The following is a 13,475-nucleotide window of genomic DNA, read 5'->3' on the forward strand; positions in this document are numbered from 1 at the left end:
AAGTTCGAGCGTACCTACCCTTGGTCATCGTGAACCAGCAGCGAGTCGCGCGAAAGCGGACATATCTCATGTGCTCGCCCGAGCACTTCGCGGTCGAGTACGCGATCAATCCGTGGATGGACGTGACCACCCCCGTCGACTCCGAGCTTGCCGTCAAGCAGTGGGACCGACTGCGGGAGACCCTGGTCGGTCTCGGCCACGAGGTGCACCTGCTGACCCCCGAGCGGGGCCTGCCCGACATGGTCTACGCCGCCAACGGCGCGTTCGTGGTCGACGGCACGGTGTACGGCGCGCAGTTCAAGCACGAGCAGCGGGCCGCCGAGGCCGCCGCGCACCGGGCGTTCTACGAGTCGCGGGACTGGCGGTTCATCGCCCCGATCGAGACCAACGAGGGCGAGGGCGACTTCGCGTACCTGCCGGAGGCGCACGGCGGGCTGATCCTCGCCGGGCACGGCTTCCGCACCGAACTGCCGGCGCACGCCGAGGCGCAGGAGGCGCTGGGGCGGCCGGTGCTGTCGCTGCGCCTGGTCGACCCGCGCTTCTACCACCTGGACGTCGCGCTCGCCTCGATCGACGACGAGAACGTCGTCTACTACCCGGGCGCCTTCTCCGCCGCCAGCCAGCGGGTGCTCACGCAGCTCTTCCCGGACGCGGTGGTCGCCGACGCCGAGGACGCCCTGGCCTTCGGCCTGAACCTGGTCAGCGACGGGCTCAACGTGGTGCTCAACAGCGAGGCGACCCGGCTGGCCGGCAAGCTGAAGGCGGCCGGCTACCACCCCGTACCGGTCGAGTTGGCCGAGCTGAAGAAGGGCGGCGGCAGCGTGAAGTGCTGCATCGCCGAACTCCGCCCCTGACCCCACCCACCCTCGCGCCCCCCGCGCCCGTCATCGCGTCGATCATGCACTTGTGGTGCCGGTTGAATACCGGAATGCGTGATTCCTCCCCCTCCACGACTGCATGATCGACGGCGCGGGGCGGGCCGGGCCGGGCCGGGGGGCGGAGTGGGGGAGGGTGGGGTCAGCCGAGGGTGGCCAGTTCGGTTACCAGGACGTTCGACAGGACCTGGCCGTCGAGCTGGACCTCGCGCAGGTACCACTTCTGTTGCGGCGTACGCGGCTGGTTGAACTGCCACAACCCGCGCGGGCTGTCGATCTGGCCGATCTTGCCGAGCGCCAGGTTGACCTGCTGCGGGGTCGGCGAACCGCCGGCGATCCGGATCGCCTGGTCGAGCACCTGCGCGGCGTCGTACGAGGCCATCGCGTACGTGGTGGGCGAGGTGCCGTGCTTCTTGCGGTACGCGGAGGCGAACCGGCGGTTGGCCGTGTTGTTCAGGTCGGACGAGTAGTTCAGCGACGTCTGGATGCCCAGCGCGTCCTCGGCCTTGACGCTGCTCAGCACCGCCCCCTCGGTGAGGAAGCCGGGGGCGTAGACCTTGCCGTCGTACCCCTCGATGCGCAGCTGCTTGATGAACTCGACCGCTGCCGGCCCGGCGAAGAAGCAGAACACCGCCGACGGGTTCCGGCTCAGCGCGCTGCGGATGTCGGCCCGGTACGCGGACTTCGACGGGTTGGTGTGGTCCTCCGTGGTGACCATTGCGTCCTTGATCCGGGGGTCGGACTCGCCGAACTCCTGCCGGAAGCCCCGCACGACGTCCTGCGCGGCGACGCTGTCCGGCACGATGATCGCCAGCCGCGCCGACGGTTCCAGCTGCTCGCGCAGGTAGCGGCCCAGCGCCCGACCCGCCTCGTCCAGCACGTACGACGTCCGCCAGATGTAGACGACGCTCTGGAGGCTGGACGGCGAGGCGTTGGAGCCGATCAGGGGCACCCGGGCCTGCTCGACGGTGTCCCGGATACCGGACATGACGTTGGCGTCGACCACGCCGGTGAGGGCGAGTACGCCCTGCTTGAGCAGCCCTTCGACGGCGGCCTTGCCGGTCTTGACGCTCTCGCCCTCGTCGGCGGTGAGCAGGGTGGTGGGGTGCCCACCCAGCAGTTCGTCGTTCAGGTCGAGGAAGAGCTGGAAGCCGTTGGTGATCTCGTCACCGATGGCCTTGAGGCCGCCGCTGGTGGGCGCCACGAGGCCGATCTTGATCGGGCTCCCCGCCCTGGCCGAGTCTCCGGCGTCGTCGGTGCCGCACCCGGCGACCAGTCCAGCCGTACCGAGAGCGGCCAGCAGTTGCAGGGCCTGCCTGCGGTTCATCTGCGACACCGAGTTTCCTTCCGGGGGAGCATGCAGGGCGGATCGCGCCCCCTCGGCGTTCTACCCGGTCAGCGACGCTGCGTCAATGCTTAGCGATCTTCTCCCAAAGATCGGAAAGCGGCCGTGATCTGCGGCCACGTCGCCGACTCCGGATCGATGAGCCCGAAATGCTCGCATTCTGGCAGCTCGACAAGGGATATATCGCCGCCTGCGGCGCGGCTGGCGGCCACGTACTCCCGGCTCATCGTGATCGGCACCTGTTGATCCAGTGCACCGTGAACGACTACTGTGCGTGTTGATGTTGGTACTGACTGGCGTGGGTCGGCCTCGGCGTAGCGCGCGGGGACGTCCGCCGGCCCGCCGCCCAGCAGCGCGGCCACCGCCCCCTCGTCGAGATCCAGCCGGTACGCCTCCGCGAGGTCCGACACCGGGGCCAGCGCCAGCACCCCACCGACGGCGGCCGGGGCGTGCGCCGCCACGTACAACGCCAGGTGTCCCCCCGCCGAGTGGCCCACCAGCAGCGGCGGTCCGGCGGCGACCCGGCCGGGCAGCGCCTCGGCCGCGAGCCGGGGCAGCTCCGTCACGCCGGTCAGCACGTCGGTCAGCGTGGTGGGCCAGCCGCCCCCCGGCTGCCCCGTCCGCCGGTACTCCACCTGGGCCACCGGATGGCCCAGCGCGGCCAGCGCGGTGGCCAACCAGTCGGTGTGCCGGCGGTCGTACTCGGCCCGCCAGAAGCCGCCGTGCACCACCACGACCAGCCGCCGTGCCGGGCCCGACCCGGCGGGGACACGCAGGTCGGCGACCTGGTCCGGATGGTCGCCGTAGGAGACGGTGGCGTCGGGTGCCGGAGCGGGCCGGCTGAGCACGTCGCGTGGGTCGGCGGGCATGGCGCGACCGTAGCGCGGATCACGCGCGGATCCGAGGTCGGGGATCGGTCCCGGGGCGCATGGGCGCTGGCGACTGGGTAAAGATGGTTCCCATGACCGAAGCGCACTCCGCTGGACAGAACGACGAGCCGGGCCAGGATGGCACCGGTCGCTCCGGAACGGTGGTGGTGGTCGGCCCGGACGGGCGGCCCGTCGGCACCGTGCAGACCGACGAGGCACACGGCGAGGACCCGACCCGACTGGTCGAGCAGCCGGCCAAGGTGATGCGGATCGGCAGCATGATCAAACAGCTGCTGGAGGAGGTCAAGGCCGCCCCGCTCGACGACGCCAGCCGGCACCGGATGCGGGAGATCCACGAGCGGTCGATCGTCGAGCTGAAGGAGGGCCTCGCCCCCGAGCTGCGCGAGGAACTGGAGCGCATCTCGCTGCCCTTCACCGAGGAGAAGGCGCCCAGCGAGGGCGAGCTGCGCATCGCGCACGCCCAGCTCGTCGGCTGGCTGGAGGGCCTGTTCCACGGCATCCAGGCGGCCCTGGTGGCGCAGCAGATGGCCGCCCGCGTGCAGTTGGAGCAGATGCGCTCGGGCCGGCAGGCGCTGCCCAGCGGCCCCGGCGGCATGCTGCCGGGCATGCCGGGCATGGGTCAGCCGCCGCAGGGCGTCGAGGGGCACAGCACCGGCCAGTACCTCTGATCCACGGGGGCGGCCAGGGGCCGACCGCTCACCCCGCCCCGAAGACCTTCTCCAGGTACGCCGCCACGCCGTCCGCCGAGTTCGCCGCCGTCACCTCGTCGGCGATCTCCAGGACGGCGCGGTGCGCGTTCGCCACGGCCACCCCTCGCCCCGCCCAGGTCAGCATCGGCACGTCGTTGGGCATGTCACCGAAGGCGAGCACGTCGCGGGCGTCGATGCCGAGCCGGGCGCAGTACCACGCCAGCCCGGCCGCCTTGGTCACGCCGGCGGCGGAGATCTCCACCAGCCCCGAGTACGACGAGTGGGTCGCCTCGGCCAGCCCCTCCAACGCCCCCGCCACCAGCGCGACGAAGGCGTCCGGATCCTGGTCGACCGCCCGGGCCAGCAGCTTGACCGCAGGTGCCGCCAGCAGCTCCTCCGGGGTCTCGACCGCCCGGATCGCCCCGTGGTCCGCGTCCCAGCGCAGCGGGTAGTGCGCCTCGTGCCGCATCTGCCGGCTGTCGACGATCTCCACCGCGAAGCTGACCTCGGGCACCTCGGCGCGCAGCCGTCGGGCCACCTCGGCGAGGAGCTGCGGGGCGAGCGGGTCGGCCCGCAGCACCTCGTCGGCGACGGGGTCGTAGACCACCGCCCCGTTGGCGCAGATGGCCGGCAGCGGCTCGGCGAGCTGCTCGTACACCATCTTCAGCCAGCGGATGGGACGGCCGGTGACCAGCACGACCGGCGTGCCCTCCGCGGACAGCCGGGCCAGCACCCCGGCGGTGTGCGGGCTCAGTGTGCGGTCGTCCCGCAGCAGGGTGCCGTCGATGTCGGTGGCTATCAGCCGTGGTGCCTCTTCCATCAGCGGGACAGTAGCCGATCGAGATACACCGCCACCCCGTCGTCGTCGTTGCGCAGGGTCACCTCGTCCGCGGCGGCGCGGACCGTCGGGTGGGCGTTGGAGACCGCGACCCGGGCCCAGCCGGCCCACTCGAACATCGGCAGGTCGTTGGGCATGTCGCCGAAGACCAGCACCTCGGCCGGGTCGACGCCCAGCCGCTGCGCCACCACGGTCAGCCCGGTGGACTTGTCCACCCCCGGCGGGCAGATCTCGACGAAGCCCAGCCCGGCCTGGGTGAGCGTGGCCACCTCCGGTGGGACGATCTGCCGGGCGACCGCGAGCAGTTCGTCGACGTGGTGATCGGCGGTCCGGACGAACGCCTTGATCACGTCGTGGGAGAGGCACTCGGCGCGGGTGCGCGCCTCGAACGCGTCCTGGTAGGGCCAGCTCGGGTGGTAGTCGCCCCAGAGCGGCGCGTCGTGCTCGTCCGACGCCTCGACCATCACGGTCAGCGGCCCGACGGCCGCCTCCAGGCTGGTCAGCAGCGTGGTCAGCACCTCGGCGGGGAGGCGCTCGTCGCGCAGCACCACCGGCCCGGCCGGGTCGCTCTGGTCGACCACCCGGCCGCCGCCGGCCATCACCAGGAAGTCCGCGGCGCGGATGTCGTTGCGGGTCAGTTCGGCCAGCCGGGGGCCGCGACCGGTCGCGCCGACCACCGGGATCCCGGCGGCCCGCACCCGGTCGAGCACCTCATGGGTGTACGCGGACACGGTCTCGTTACTGCGGACGAGCGTTCCGTCGAGATCCGTGGCGATCAGCTTGGGCAGCCCCGGGCGGGTCATCGTTCCTCCTTCGCCCGCCGCCGTCGCAGCCAGCCGTCGCGGTCCTCGGTGCCTCGACCCTAGTGACGGCGGGCAGCAAACGTACCTCGCGCGAGGAGCACCGGCCATGGCGTTCCGGCGAATGCTGTGCCAACGGACGACGGCCCACCGGTGCCCCCGTCCGGGGACCCCTGCGCAGGGCTGGTGGCCGGGTCAGTTCCGGGGTTCGGGGCGGGCGAAGGGGATGGCCGGCCCGACGGTGAGGTCGGCCGGCGCGGGCGGCACATCGTCCGCCGCGTCCCGCGACCTGCGGCCGCGCCGGCGCCAACCCACCGGTTCGGCCTCGTCCGCCCCGCGCCCGTCGTCCGCCCCGCGCCCGTCGTCCGTCCCGGGCCCGTCGTCCGCGTTCCCGGGGAGCGGGGGCGCGCCGGCCGGGGCCAGCTTCAACGCCGCCGCGAAGAGGACGCAGGCCAGGAACGCCATCACCAGACCCCGGCCGTACTCGACCCGGAACCCGTCGTCGGTGGAGTAGAAGAAGACCCGCTGGCCGGCCTCGTCCAGCGAGGCGGCGGTCGCGACCAGCAGCCCCAGCAGCGCCCCGGCCAGGGCCAGCCCGGCGAGCCGGGCGTTGGAGCGCACCGGGCGGGTGCCGCGCAGCGCGAGCACCACGGCGCAGACCAGGGCGAACAGCCCGACCAGGTAACCCACCCCGAAGCCGCCGATGTCGGACACCCCGCCCGGCACCCGCAGCGGCGTGTTGCCCTGCGGGCCGGCGTTCGGCAGGGTCATCACCTGCCACTCGCCGAGCATCGACGCGAGAGCGGCCACCGCGCCGAGCGCCGCGAGCAGCACGGGGATCCGGCGGTCCCGGCCCAGGCCGGAGAACGTACGCCCGAACCGGCCCGACCCGATCGGCTCCGTCGTGCCCCACTCCAGGACGGTCGCACCGTCGGACCGGTGTTCCTGCCGGGGAATGGGGGATTCCTGGGACATCGGCCACCCTTCCGCGTTCGCGGGCCTGCCCCGAATCATGACACAGTACGCACCCGGTGACCCGGAGCGCGAACGGTCGCCGGCCGGTCGCGGTTGGGCTAGCGTCGGACGTATGCCTATCCGTACCGCTTCCGCACAGTGGCAGGGCAACCTCACCGAGGGGTCCGGCACGATCCGCACCGGCAAGGGCGGGCTGGAGGGGAACTACTCCTTCAAGTCCCGCTTCGAGGAGGGTGAGGGCACTAACCCCGAGGAGCTCATCGGTGCCGCTCACGCCGGCTGCTTCTCGATGGCGTTCTCCAAGGCGCTCGCCGAGGCCGGCTCGCCGCCCACCTCCGTGGAGACCACCGCCAAGGTCCACCTCGACAAGACCGACGCCGGAATGACGGTGACCCGGATCGAGCTGGAGACCGTCGGCCAGGTGCCCGGCATCGACGAGGCCCAGTTCACCAAGCTCGCGGAGACGGCCAAGGAGAACTGCCCGATCTCCCGGCTGCTCGCCCCGGGCGCGCAGATCAGCCTGACCGCCCGCCTCGCCTCCTGACCGTCCCGCTCACCTCCTGGCCGTAGCACCTCGCTTCCCGGCCGTCCCGCAGCGGTCGTCGGCCGCCACGCCAGCCGTGCTCGCCGTGGCGGTCCGACCCGCGCGGCCGGTACGCGGGCCGCCCGCCGGTCTCGCTCCGCGCCGGCGGTGCGTGCCGTCAGGCAGAATGGGCGGGGTGCCGGTGGAGATGAGTCGCGAGCGCTTCGAGGAGCTGGTCGGCGACGCGCTCGACGAGGTGCCCGAGGAACTCCTCGCCCTGATGAGCAACGTCGTGGTCCTGGTGGAGGACGACCCGCCCCCCGGTGAGGACCTGCTCGGCCTCTACGAGGGGCACGCCCTCACCGAGCGCGGCTGGGACTACGCCGGCGTGCTGCCGGACCGCATCCTGATCTACCGCAACCCCATCCTGCGCATCTGTGACGACGACGAGGACGTCGTCGACGAGGTGGCGGTGACGGTGGTGCACGAGATCGCCCACCACTTCGGCATCGACGACGCCCGCCTGCACGAGTTGGGCTGGGGCTAGAGGTCCGCTCGCCCGGATACCACAGGTGTCCGCACGCCCCTCAGGTACCAGCGTTCCGGCGGCGACGGTTCACCAGTTGCACGCGCCGCCGGTCAGCCGGACACGCCGCGCAGGACCATGGCCACGGTCCGGTCGACGAAGGCGTCGTCGACCGGACGCCCCCGGAACACCGCGCGGCACCAGACGGCACCGGCGAGCGCGTCCATGATCGTCATGGGGTCGGCGTCGGCGGCCAGTTCGCCCCGGCGGGCGGCCCGCTCGAAGATGGGACGTTCGCGGGCCAGCCGGTCGGCGAAGAACCGCTGGGTGGCCGACGCCAGTTCGGCCCGGTGGGCGGAGGCGGCGAGCGCCGCGACCGCGACGTCCGAGGCCGGCGGCGTGGTGAGGAGCGCGACGATGGCGCCAACGACCGCCGTCAGGTCGCCGCGCAGGGAGCCGGTGTCCGGGGTGGCGAGGTCGAGCAGCGGCGCTTCGACCAGCGCGTCCGCCAGAAGGGCCGCCTTCGACGGCCACCACCGGTAGATCGTCGTCTTGTTCACCCCGGCACGTTCGGCCACCGCCTCGACGGTGAGCCCGTCGTAGCCCTTCTCGGCGAGGAGGGCCAGCGTGCTGTCGAAGATCTCCTGCTGTCTGCGCGGTGCCATGACGGCCACAATAGCAACGCACCGTTGCGTTGTGTTCTACTGGAGTGCAACGAACCGTTGCGTTTTCTCTGAAGGAGCGCAGATGGCCCTGCCCGTCGTCCTCGTCCATGGCATCCGCGTCAGCCGCACCATGTGGGACCCGGTGGTCGGCCGCCTCGACCGGCCCGCGCTCGCGGTCGACCTGCCGGGCCACGGCAGCCGCCGCGGCGAGACATTCGCCATGGCCGCCGCGACCGAGGCGGTCGCCGACGCTGTCGACCACGTCGGCGGGCGGGCGCTGCTCGCCGGCCTGTCGCTCGGCGGTTTCGTCGGCATCGCCGCCGCCGGCCGTTACCCCGAGCGGGTGGCCGGGCTGGTCGCGATCGGCTGCACCGCCCGGTCCACGCACCTCGCCCGGCTGTACCGCGCGGCGGCCGCGCTCGCCGCGCGCTTCCCGGCGCAGGCGAACCAGTTCAGCGCGTACGCCTTCCGTCGCGCCCTACCGCGCCCGGCGGCGGACGCCGTCCTCGCCGGCGGTCTGACCAGTGAGGTGCTGCCCGCGGTGGTCACGGCGGTCGCCGGCCACGACCAGCTCGGCGCCCTGGCCGGTTATCCCGGCCCGGTCTGGCTGGTCAACGGCGACCGGGACCCGTTCCGGGCCGACGAGCGGGCGTACCTGGCCGCCTGCCGCGACGGCCGGCTGGTCCGGCTGCCGCGCACCGGCCATGTCACGGCGCTGGCCGACCCGGTCCGGCTGGCCCGGCTGATCGAGGACGCGGCGGCGCACGCCGAGCGGCACGATCGCACCCGCTCGGCCATCTGACGTCGGTCGGTGGTCGGTGGTCGGCGGTTGCCACCGTCACCTACGGTCGGACCAGGCATCACGAACCCAGGAGGCACTTCCATGCGCAGCGAGCTGTTCTCGGCGGAGAACCTTGAGAAGGAGTCCGCGCAGCCCGGCATGCGGCTGCAGAACTCCAAGATGTTGAAGATCGGGCTCAACGGCGAGGCGATGGCCCGGGTCGGGTCGATGGTCGCCTACCAGGGGCAGGTGCAGTTCCAGGCGCTCGGCTCCGGCGGGCTCGGCAACTTCCTCAAGCAGAAGCTGACCGGCGAGGGCGTCCCGCTGATGAAGGTCACGGGCCGGGGCGACGTCTTCCTCGCCGACTTCGCCAAGGACGTGCACGTCATCGACCTGGAGCCCGGCGACGCGCTCTCCATCAACGGCTCCAGCGTGCTGGCCTTCGACACCACCCTCCAGTACGACATCCGGATGGTCAACGGGGCCGGCATGGCCTCCTCGTCGGGCCTGTTCAACTGCGTCTTCACCGGTCACGGCCGGATCGCCATCACCACCAAGGGCACCCCGGTGGTGCTCAGCGTCGACGCCCCCACCTACGTCGACCCGCAGGCGGTGGTCTGCTGGTCGGCCAACCTCCAGACCGGCTACCACCGCGCCGAGCAGTTCGGTCTCGGCACGCTGCTGGGCCGGCGCACCGGCGAGGCCTTCACGATGAGCTTCGCCGGGCAGGGCTTCGTCGTCGTCCAGCCCTCCGAGGAGCCCCCCGTCATGGGCAGCGGCAGCCAGGAGCAGCAGGGCGGCCTCCTCGGCGGCCTGCTCAGCTGACCCGTACCGCCCGCACCGCCCCCGCTGCGCGTCGACCGGTCCCGCCGGATCCGACGCCGGTCGGGGGCGGTTCTCGTCGCGGGCACGAGCGCGCCGTCGAGCGGCAGCGCCGTCAGTTGAGGTCGCCGGCGCGCAGGCGGGCCAGCCAGGCGGCGGCGTCGGCGTAGTCGGTGTCCGAGAGGCCGGGCGGTGCCGGGATCGGCCGCTCTCCCGTCCCCGGGAGGCGGTGCCGGGGGTACGAGCCCAGGAACCGCACGTCGGCGCAGACCCGGCGCAGCCCCTGCAACGCCTCACCGAGCCGTACGTCGGCCACGTGCCCGGTGCAGTCGAGGAAGAAGACGTACCGACCGAGCGCCTCGCCTGTCGGGCGGGACTCGATCCGGCTCATGTTGACCCCGCGGACGGCCAACTCCATGAGCACCGACAGCAGCGCGCCCACCCGGTCGTGCGCGATGTAGACCGCCAGGGACGTCACGTCGTCGCCGGTCGGCGGCGGGGGCGGCCCGGGGCGGGACACCAGCACGAAACGGGTCACCGCGTCCGGATGGTCGGCGATCTTGTCGGCGAGTACGTCGAGCCGGTGTCGCCCGGCCCCGATCGGCGCGCAGATCGCCGCGTCGTACTCGCCGGTGGCGGCTCCGGCGGCGGCCGCGCCGTTGGAGAGCACGTCGACGACGACGGCGTCGGGCAGGTGCGCCCGCAGCCAGCCCCGGCACTGGGTGGACGCCTGCGGGTGGGCGGCGACGCTGCGTACGCGCGGGAGCGTCGTGCCGGGCCGCGCGGCGAGCACGAAATCGACCGGCAGGACCACCTCGCGGGTGATCACCAGGGGTTCGCCCTCGGCGAGTTCGTCCAGGGTCACCCCGACCGCGCCGCCGATCGAGTTCTCCAGCGGTACCAGGGCTGCGTCCGCCTCCCCGGCCCGTACGCTCTCCAGCGCCTCCGGCACGCTGCGGGCCGGCGTGCGGCTGCCCCGCTCGGCGGCGTGGATGCTGTTCAGCGCCTGCTCGGCGAAGGTGCCCTCCGGTCCGAGGAAGACGAAGCGCGTCGGCGGTGTTCCCGGCATGGCGACAGCCTACGCACCCGGTACGCCCAGCGACCCGGCGTCGCAGACGCGCGTCCGGATCCCGGGCGGCCCGGCGGCGCGGACCTCGGCGGTGCAGACGTCGGTACCGGCGGTGACCAGCCGCGGAGCGCCCGGCCGGCCCTGCGTGATCACCTGGAGCGTCTCGTGCCCGGTCACGTCGAGCACCGTGTAGTGCCAGTCCCCGGCGCAGAGCGGCCCGGTACGCACCCGGACCCGGGCGCCGTTCGGCAACACGCCGCCCCGGCCGCGCACCAGACCCACGATCCGTGCCCCCGAGGGGCCGTCAGGGCAGGGGACCGCGACCAGGCCAGGGTCGAGGGTGGGGGTGACCGCCCCGGGGCCGGGCAGGCCGGTGGTGGGCGCAGGCGTCGGTACGGCGCTGGGCGGGGCGGGGACGGCGGTGCGGGTCGGGACGGCGGTCGGGGCGGGGTCGCGCAGTTCCGGAGGGGTACCGCAACCGGCCAGCGGCAGCGCGGCCAGCAGCGCGACGGCCGCGAGCCGGCGGGCGTACGAGGGCGGTGGACCTGCTGGTGCTGACCCGCGTGCATCCGGACGCCGGGAGGGCGGGGCCGGGCACGACGCGTCGACGGCCGGTCGGGGTGACCCCGGCTGCCGGTCGGTGCGGGCGCGCGGCCGACCCGCTCCGGGGCCGGCGGCGGAGCCGGGCGGTCGGGCGGGAGTGTCGCGGGGCGAGGGGGTGGGCGGCACGGCCGATCCTCGGGACATCGGGAAGCGTCACTGCGGCCGGGAGGCCGAGCCCATCCTAGGAGGAACCGGGCGTCCGGTGAAGATCAGCCGAGGACGCGATGGCCGGCGCGCTCCAGGGCGGCCGTCGCCTCGCCGAGCCGTACGGCGGGAACCAACAGGTAGTCGGTGTCGTAGGTGGAGAAGGCGACCACGCTGACCCGGGCCGCGGCGAGCGGGTCGACCAGCGCGGCGAGGGTGCCGCTGACCGCCAGGTCGAGCGGCCCGGCGACCCGCAGGCAGCGCCAGGCGGTCTCGGTGACGGCCTGCTCGGGCGCCCGCTCGGCGGGGCAGATCAGCGAGATCCCGTCGGCCGTCCAGCTCACCGTGACCACGTCGCCGTCGCCCAGCCCGCCCGACAACTCGGGCGGCAGGGCGGAGCCGGCGGCCAGGCGGCACACGGCGTACTGCCCCGGCAGCAGAGCGATATCGAGCATGAGGGCACCTTACGGCCTCGGAACGGGCCCGCCCCAGATTCGCCGCATGCGGCGAACGCCACATCCCGCCGCTGGTCAGACCGGGGAGAAGAACGTGAGCGAACCGGTGACCGTCCCGCCGGTGAACACCGGGGTGGAGATCGCGTCGACGGTCGAGTCCGGCGCGTCGGCCGACGCCCCCTGGACCCGGAGCAGCCCGCGGGCCAGCCGCCCGGACGAGATGGCCAGCAGCGGCGGGATCTTGTCGATCTCGGGCTCGGTCAGCTCGCAGCGGTTGGCGGTGAAGTCGAGCAGCCGTAGCCCGCCGTCGAGCAGTGGCAGCCCGGTCACGTCTTCGGGCTCGCCCAGGCAGAGCAGCTCGCAACCGGTGGCGGAGACGGCGACGACCCTCGTCCCGGCGTCGATGAGCAGGCACGGCTCGTCGGCGTGGGAGACGGTCGACGACCACCGACCGAGGTTGTCGAACTGCTGCTCTGTCGATGTCCCCGCCGCAGGCGCGAACACGTCAGAGAGCGAGAGTTCGACGTGGGCCACCGCGCCTCCTATGTACACCGACCGTCCGTCCACGCTAGCCGGTCGTCGCGGGTGATGCCGACCGCGTGGGGTCGCCGGGCCGCCAGCGGGTGAGGGAGTGCCCTGACCAGGCGGCCGGCGACGGCGCGACCGACGGGTGCCGACCGGCGCCCCGGGTGCGTGGCGTCGCCGGTGACGTTACCGTCGGTTGGCCGGCTTGTCAGCGGCCGTTCGGCCGCCCTCGTACCACCGGTAGTCCGCGGCCGGACGGTAGGCGCCGTTCATCCAGGTGTCCGGGTGCTGCGCGACCCGGGAGAGCTTCTCGGCCGTGGCCGGGCTGATCCGGCTCCCCCCGGCGACGAGCAGGCGGTCCAGCTCGCGGTGGGTGGCCATGAGGCAGTCCTTCGGCAGGCCGTAGACGCTGATGACACCCGAGCCGACGAAGGTCAGCACCGGCGACACCGGGATCGGCAGCCCCACCGCGTCGGAGAGGGCCTTGCTGGCGCGCTTGGCGTCGCGGCGGGCCTCGGCCACGTAGGGCGGCCGCTTGCCGTTGATCTGGACCACGTCTCCGGCCACCAGCACCCGGGCACGGCCGTGGTCGGCGATGGTGACCGCGAAGAGCCCGCTGGGACCGATGGCGAGGAAACCGGCGCGGTCGTCGCGCTCGTGGTCGAGCAGGAGGTCTGAGGCGTCCGTGCGGGGCCACTCGATGACGTGCCACGCGGGCCCGAGATGGTCGAGCCGGCCGAGCGCCCGGGCTCCGGCCGCTTCCAGCCGGCGTGCGCCCCGCTCCGCCCGACGGCGGCGGGCCCACTCCAACGGGGACGGACGGACGGGTGCGAGCGCTCCCGGCGGCTCCACGCGGGGGTGTGGCACCGCCACGGGCGGCAGTGCCCTGGCGGACGGTACGGCTCGACGAGCGGGAAAGACAGTCATCGCGACCTCCGGCAAAAGGTCCC

General features: G+C 73.3%; 17 protein-coding genes. 6 read left to right on the forward strand and 11 right to left on the reverse strand.

The annotated features are described in order from the left end of the window. Positions 1-20 precede the first annotated feature (20 nt). On the forward strand, positions 21-854 hold the full coding sequence (ddaH, locus tag ACGFIG_RS21250) for a dimethylargininase (RefSeq protein ID WP_393005332.1): 834 nt from the start codon (positions 21-23) through the stop codon (positions 852-854). A 163-nt stretch (positions 855-1,017) separates the two neighbouring features. Here the strand turns inward: ddaH and ACGFIG_RS21255 are convergent, their stop codons facing one another. Continuing rightward, positions 1,018-2,211, reverse strand: a complete 1,194-nt coding sequence (locus ACGFIG_RS21255; RefSeq protein ID WP_393005334.1) for an ABC transporter substrate-binding protein — start codon at positions 2,209-2,211, stop codon at positions 1,018-1,020. Between the two features lie 80 nt (positions 2,212-2,291). Beyond that, positions 2,292-3,089, reverse strand: a complete 798-nt coding sequence (locus ACGFIG_RS21260) for an alpha/beta hydrolase family protein (RefSeq protein ID WP_393005336.1) — start codon at positions 3,087-3,089, stop codon at positions 2,292-2,294. 83 nt (positions 3,090-3,172) lie between these two features. Here ACGFIG_RS21260 and ACGFIG_RS21265 point away from each other — a divergent pair, with 83 nt between their 5' ends. Continuing rightward, the gene (locus ACGFIG_RS21265) at positions 3,173-3,778 is read left to right on the forward strand and encodes a bacterial proteasome activator family protein (RefSeq protein ID WP_393005338.1); all 606 of its coding nucleotides are present in this window, start codon (positions 3,173-3,175) and stop codon (positions 3,776-3,778) included. Between the two features lie 28 nt (positions 3,779-3,806). On the opposite strand, the gene ACGFIG_RS21270 is transcribed toward ACGFIG_RS21265, so the two are convergent. The 3 genes from ACGFIG_RS21270 to ACGFIG_RS21280 all read right to left on the reverse strand — a co-directional run bounded on the left by ACGFIG_RS21270 (position 3,807) and on the right by ACGFIG_RS21280 (position 6,412). After that, complete coding sequence (locus tag ACGFIG_RS21270; protein ID WP_393005340.1) at positions 3,807-4,619, reverse strand: Cof-type HAD-IIB family hydrolase; 813 nt, start codon at positions 4,617-4,619, stop codon at positions 3,807-3,809. Next, a complete protein-coding gene (locus ACGFIG_RS21275; protein WP_393005342.1) occupies positions 4,619-5,440 on the reverse strand; it encodes an HAD family hydrolase in 822 nt (273 codons plus the stop codon). Before ACGFIG_RS21275 ends, ACGFIG_RS21270 begins: the two co-directional genes overlap by 1 nt. Positions 5,441-5,632: 192 nt before the next feature. Then, entirely contained in the window at positions 5,633-6,412 is a 780-nt protein-coding gene (locus ACGFIG_RS21280; protein WP_393005344.1) for a hypothetical protein, read from the reverse strand. A gap of 112 nt (positions 6,413-6,524) precedes the next feature. Between ACGFIG_RS21280 and ACGFIG_RS21285 the strand changes: the two genes are divergently transcribed. Both ACGFIG_RS21285 and ACGFIG_RS21290 read left to right on the forward strand, forming a co-directional pair. Continuing rightward, positions 6,525-6,956 (forward strand): OsmC family protein, encoded by a 432-nt coding sequence (locus ACGFIG_RS21285; RefSeq protein ID WP_393005346.1) that lies wholly within the window; start codon positions 6,525-6,527, stop codon positions 6,954-6,956. Positions 6,957-7,137: 181 nt separating this feature from the next. Beyond that, on the forward strand, positions 7,138-7,482 hold the full coding sequence (locus tag ACGFIG_RS21290; protein ID WP_393005597.1) for a metallopeptidase family protein: 345 nt from the start codon (positions 7,138-7,140) through the stop codon (positions 7,480-7,482). 92 nt (positions 7,483-7,574) lie between these two features. Here the strand turns inward: ACGFIG_RS21290 and ACGFIG_RS21295 are convergent, their stop codons facing one another. After that, positions 7,575-8,126 carry a TetR/AcrR family transcriptional regulator gene (locus tag ACGFIG_RS21295; protein WP_393005348.1) on the reverse strand — a complete coding sequence of 184 codons (552 nt, stop codon included), beginning with the start codon at positions 8,124-8,126 and terminating at the stop codon, positions 7,575-7,577. Between the two features lie 82 nt (positions 8,127-8,208). Between ACGFIG_RS21295 and ACGFIG_RS21300 the strand changes: the two genes are divergently transcribed. Then, a complete protein-coding gene (locus ACGFIG_RS21300; RefSeq protein ID WP_393005350.1) occupies positions 8,209-8,928 on the forward strand; it encodes an alpha/beta fold hydrolase in 720 nt (239 codons plus the stop codon). A gap of 81 nt (positions 8,929-9,009) precedes the next feature. Then, positions 9,010-9,732, forward strand: a complete 723-nt coding sequence (locus ACGFIG_RS21305; protein ID WP_393005352.1) for an AIM24 family protein — start codon at positions 9,010-9,012, stop codon at positions 9,730-9,732. 112 nt (positions 9,733-9,844) lie between these two features. Here ACGFIG_RS21305 and pheA read toward each other — a convergent pair whose 3' ends face one another. The 5 genes from pheA to ACGFIG_RS21330 all read right to left on the reverse strand — a co-directional run bounded on the left by pheA (position 9,845) and on the right by ACGFIG_RS21330 (position 13,452). Next, positions 9,845-10,798, reverse strand: coding sequence for a prephenate dehydratase (pheA, locus tag ACGFIG_RS21310; protein WP_393005354.1), 954 nt, complete (start codon positions 10,796-10,798; stop codon positions 9,845-9,847). Between the two features lie 9 nt (positions 10,799-10,807). Then, positions 10,808-11,302 (reverse strand): hypothetical protein, encoded by a 495-nt coding sequence (locus tag ACGFIG_RS21315; RefSeq protein ID WP_393005599.1) that lies wholly within the window; start codon positions 11,300-11,302, stop codon positions 10,808-10,810. A gap of 308 nt (positions 11,303-11,610) precedes the next feature. Further along, the gene (locus tag ACGFIG_RS21320) at positions 11,611-12,000 is read right to left on the reverse strand and encodes an ACT domain-containing protein (RefSeq protein ID WP_393005356.1); all 390 of its coding nucleotides are present in this window, start codon (positions 11,998-12,000) and stop codon (positions 11,611-11,613) included. Positions 12,001-12,075: 75 nt separating this feature from the next. After that, a complete protein-coding gene (locus ACGFIG_RS21325) occupies positions 12,076-12,534 on the reverse strand; it encodes a hypothetical protein (RefSeq protein WP_393005358.1) in 459 nt (152 codons plus the stop codon). Between the two features lie 177 nt (positions 12,535-12,711). Further along, positions 12,712-13,452 (reverse strand): hypothetical protein, encoded by a 741-nt coding sequence (locus tag ACGFIG_RS21330; protein ID WP_393005360.1) that lies wholly within the window; start codon positions 13,450-13,452, stop codon positions 12,712-12,714. Positions 13,453-13,475 lie beyond the last annotated feature (23 nt).

Origin of the sequence: Micromonospora sp. NPDC049048, from assembly GCF_043197615.1 — a bacterium.
In the GTDB taxonomy this organism is placed as follows: Bacteria; Actinomycetota; Actinomycetes; order Mycobacteriales; family Micromonosporaceae; genus Micromonospora.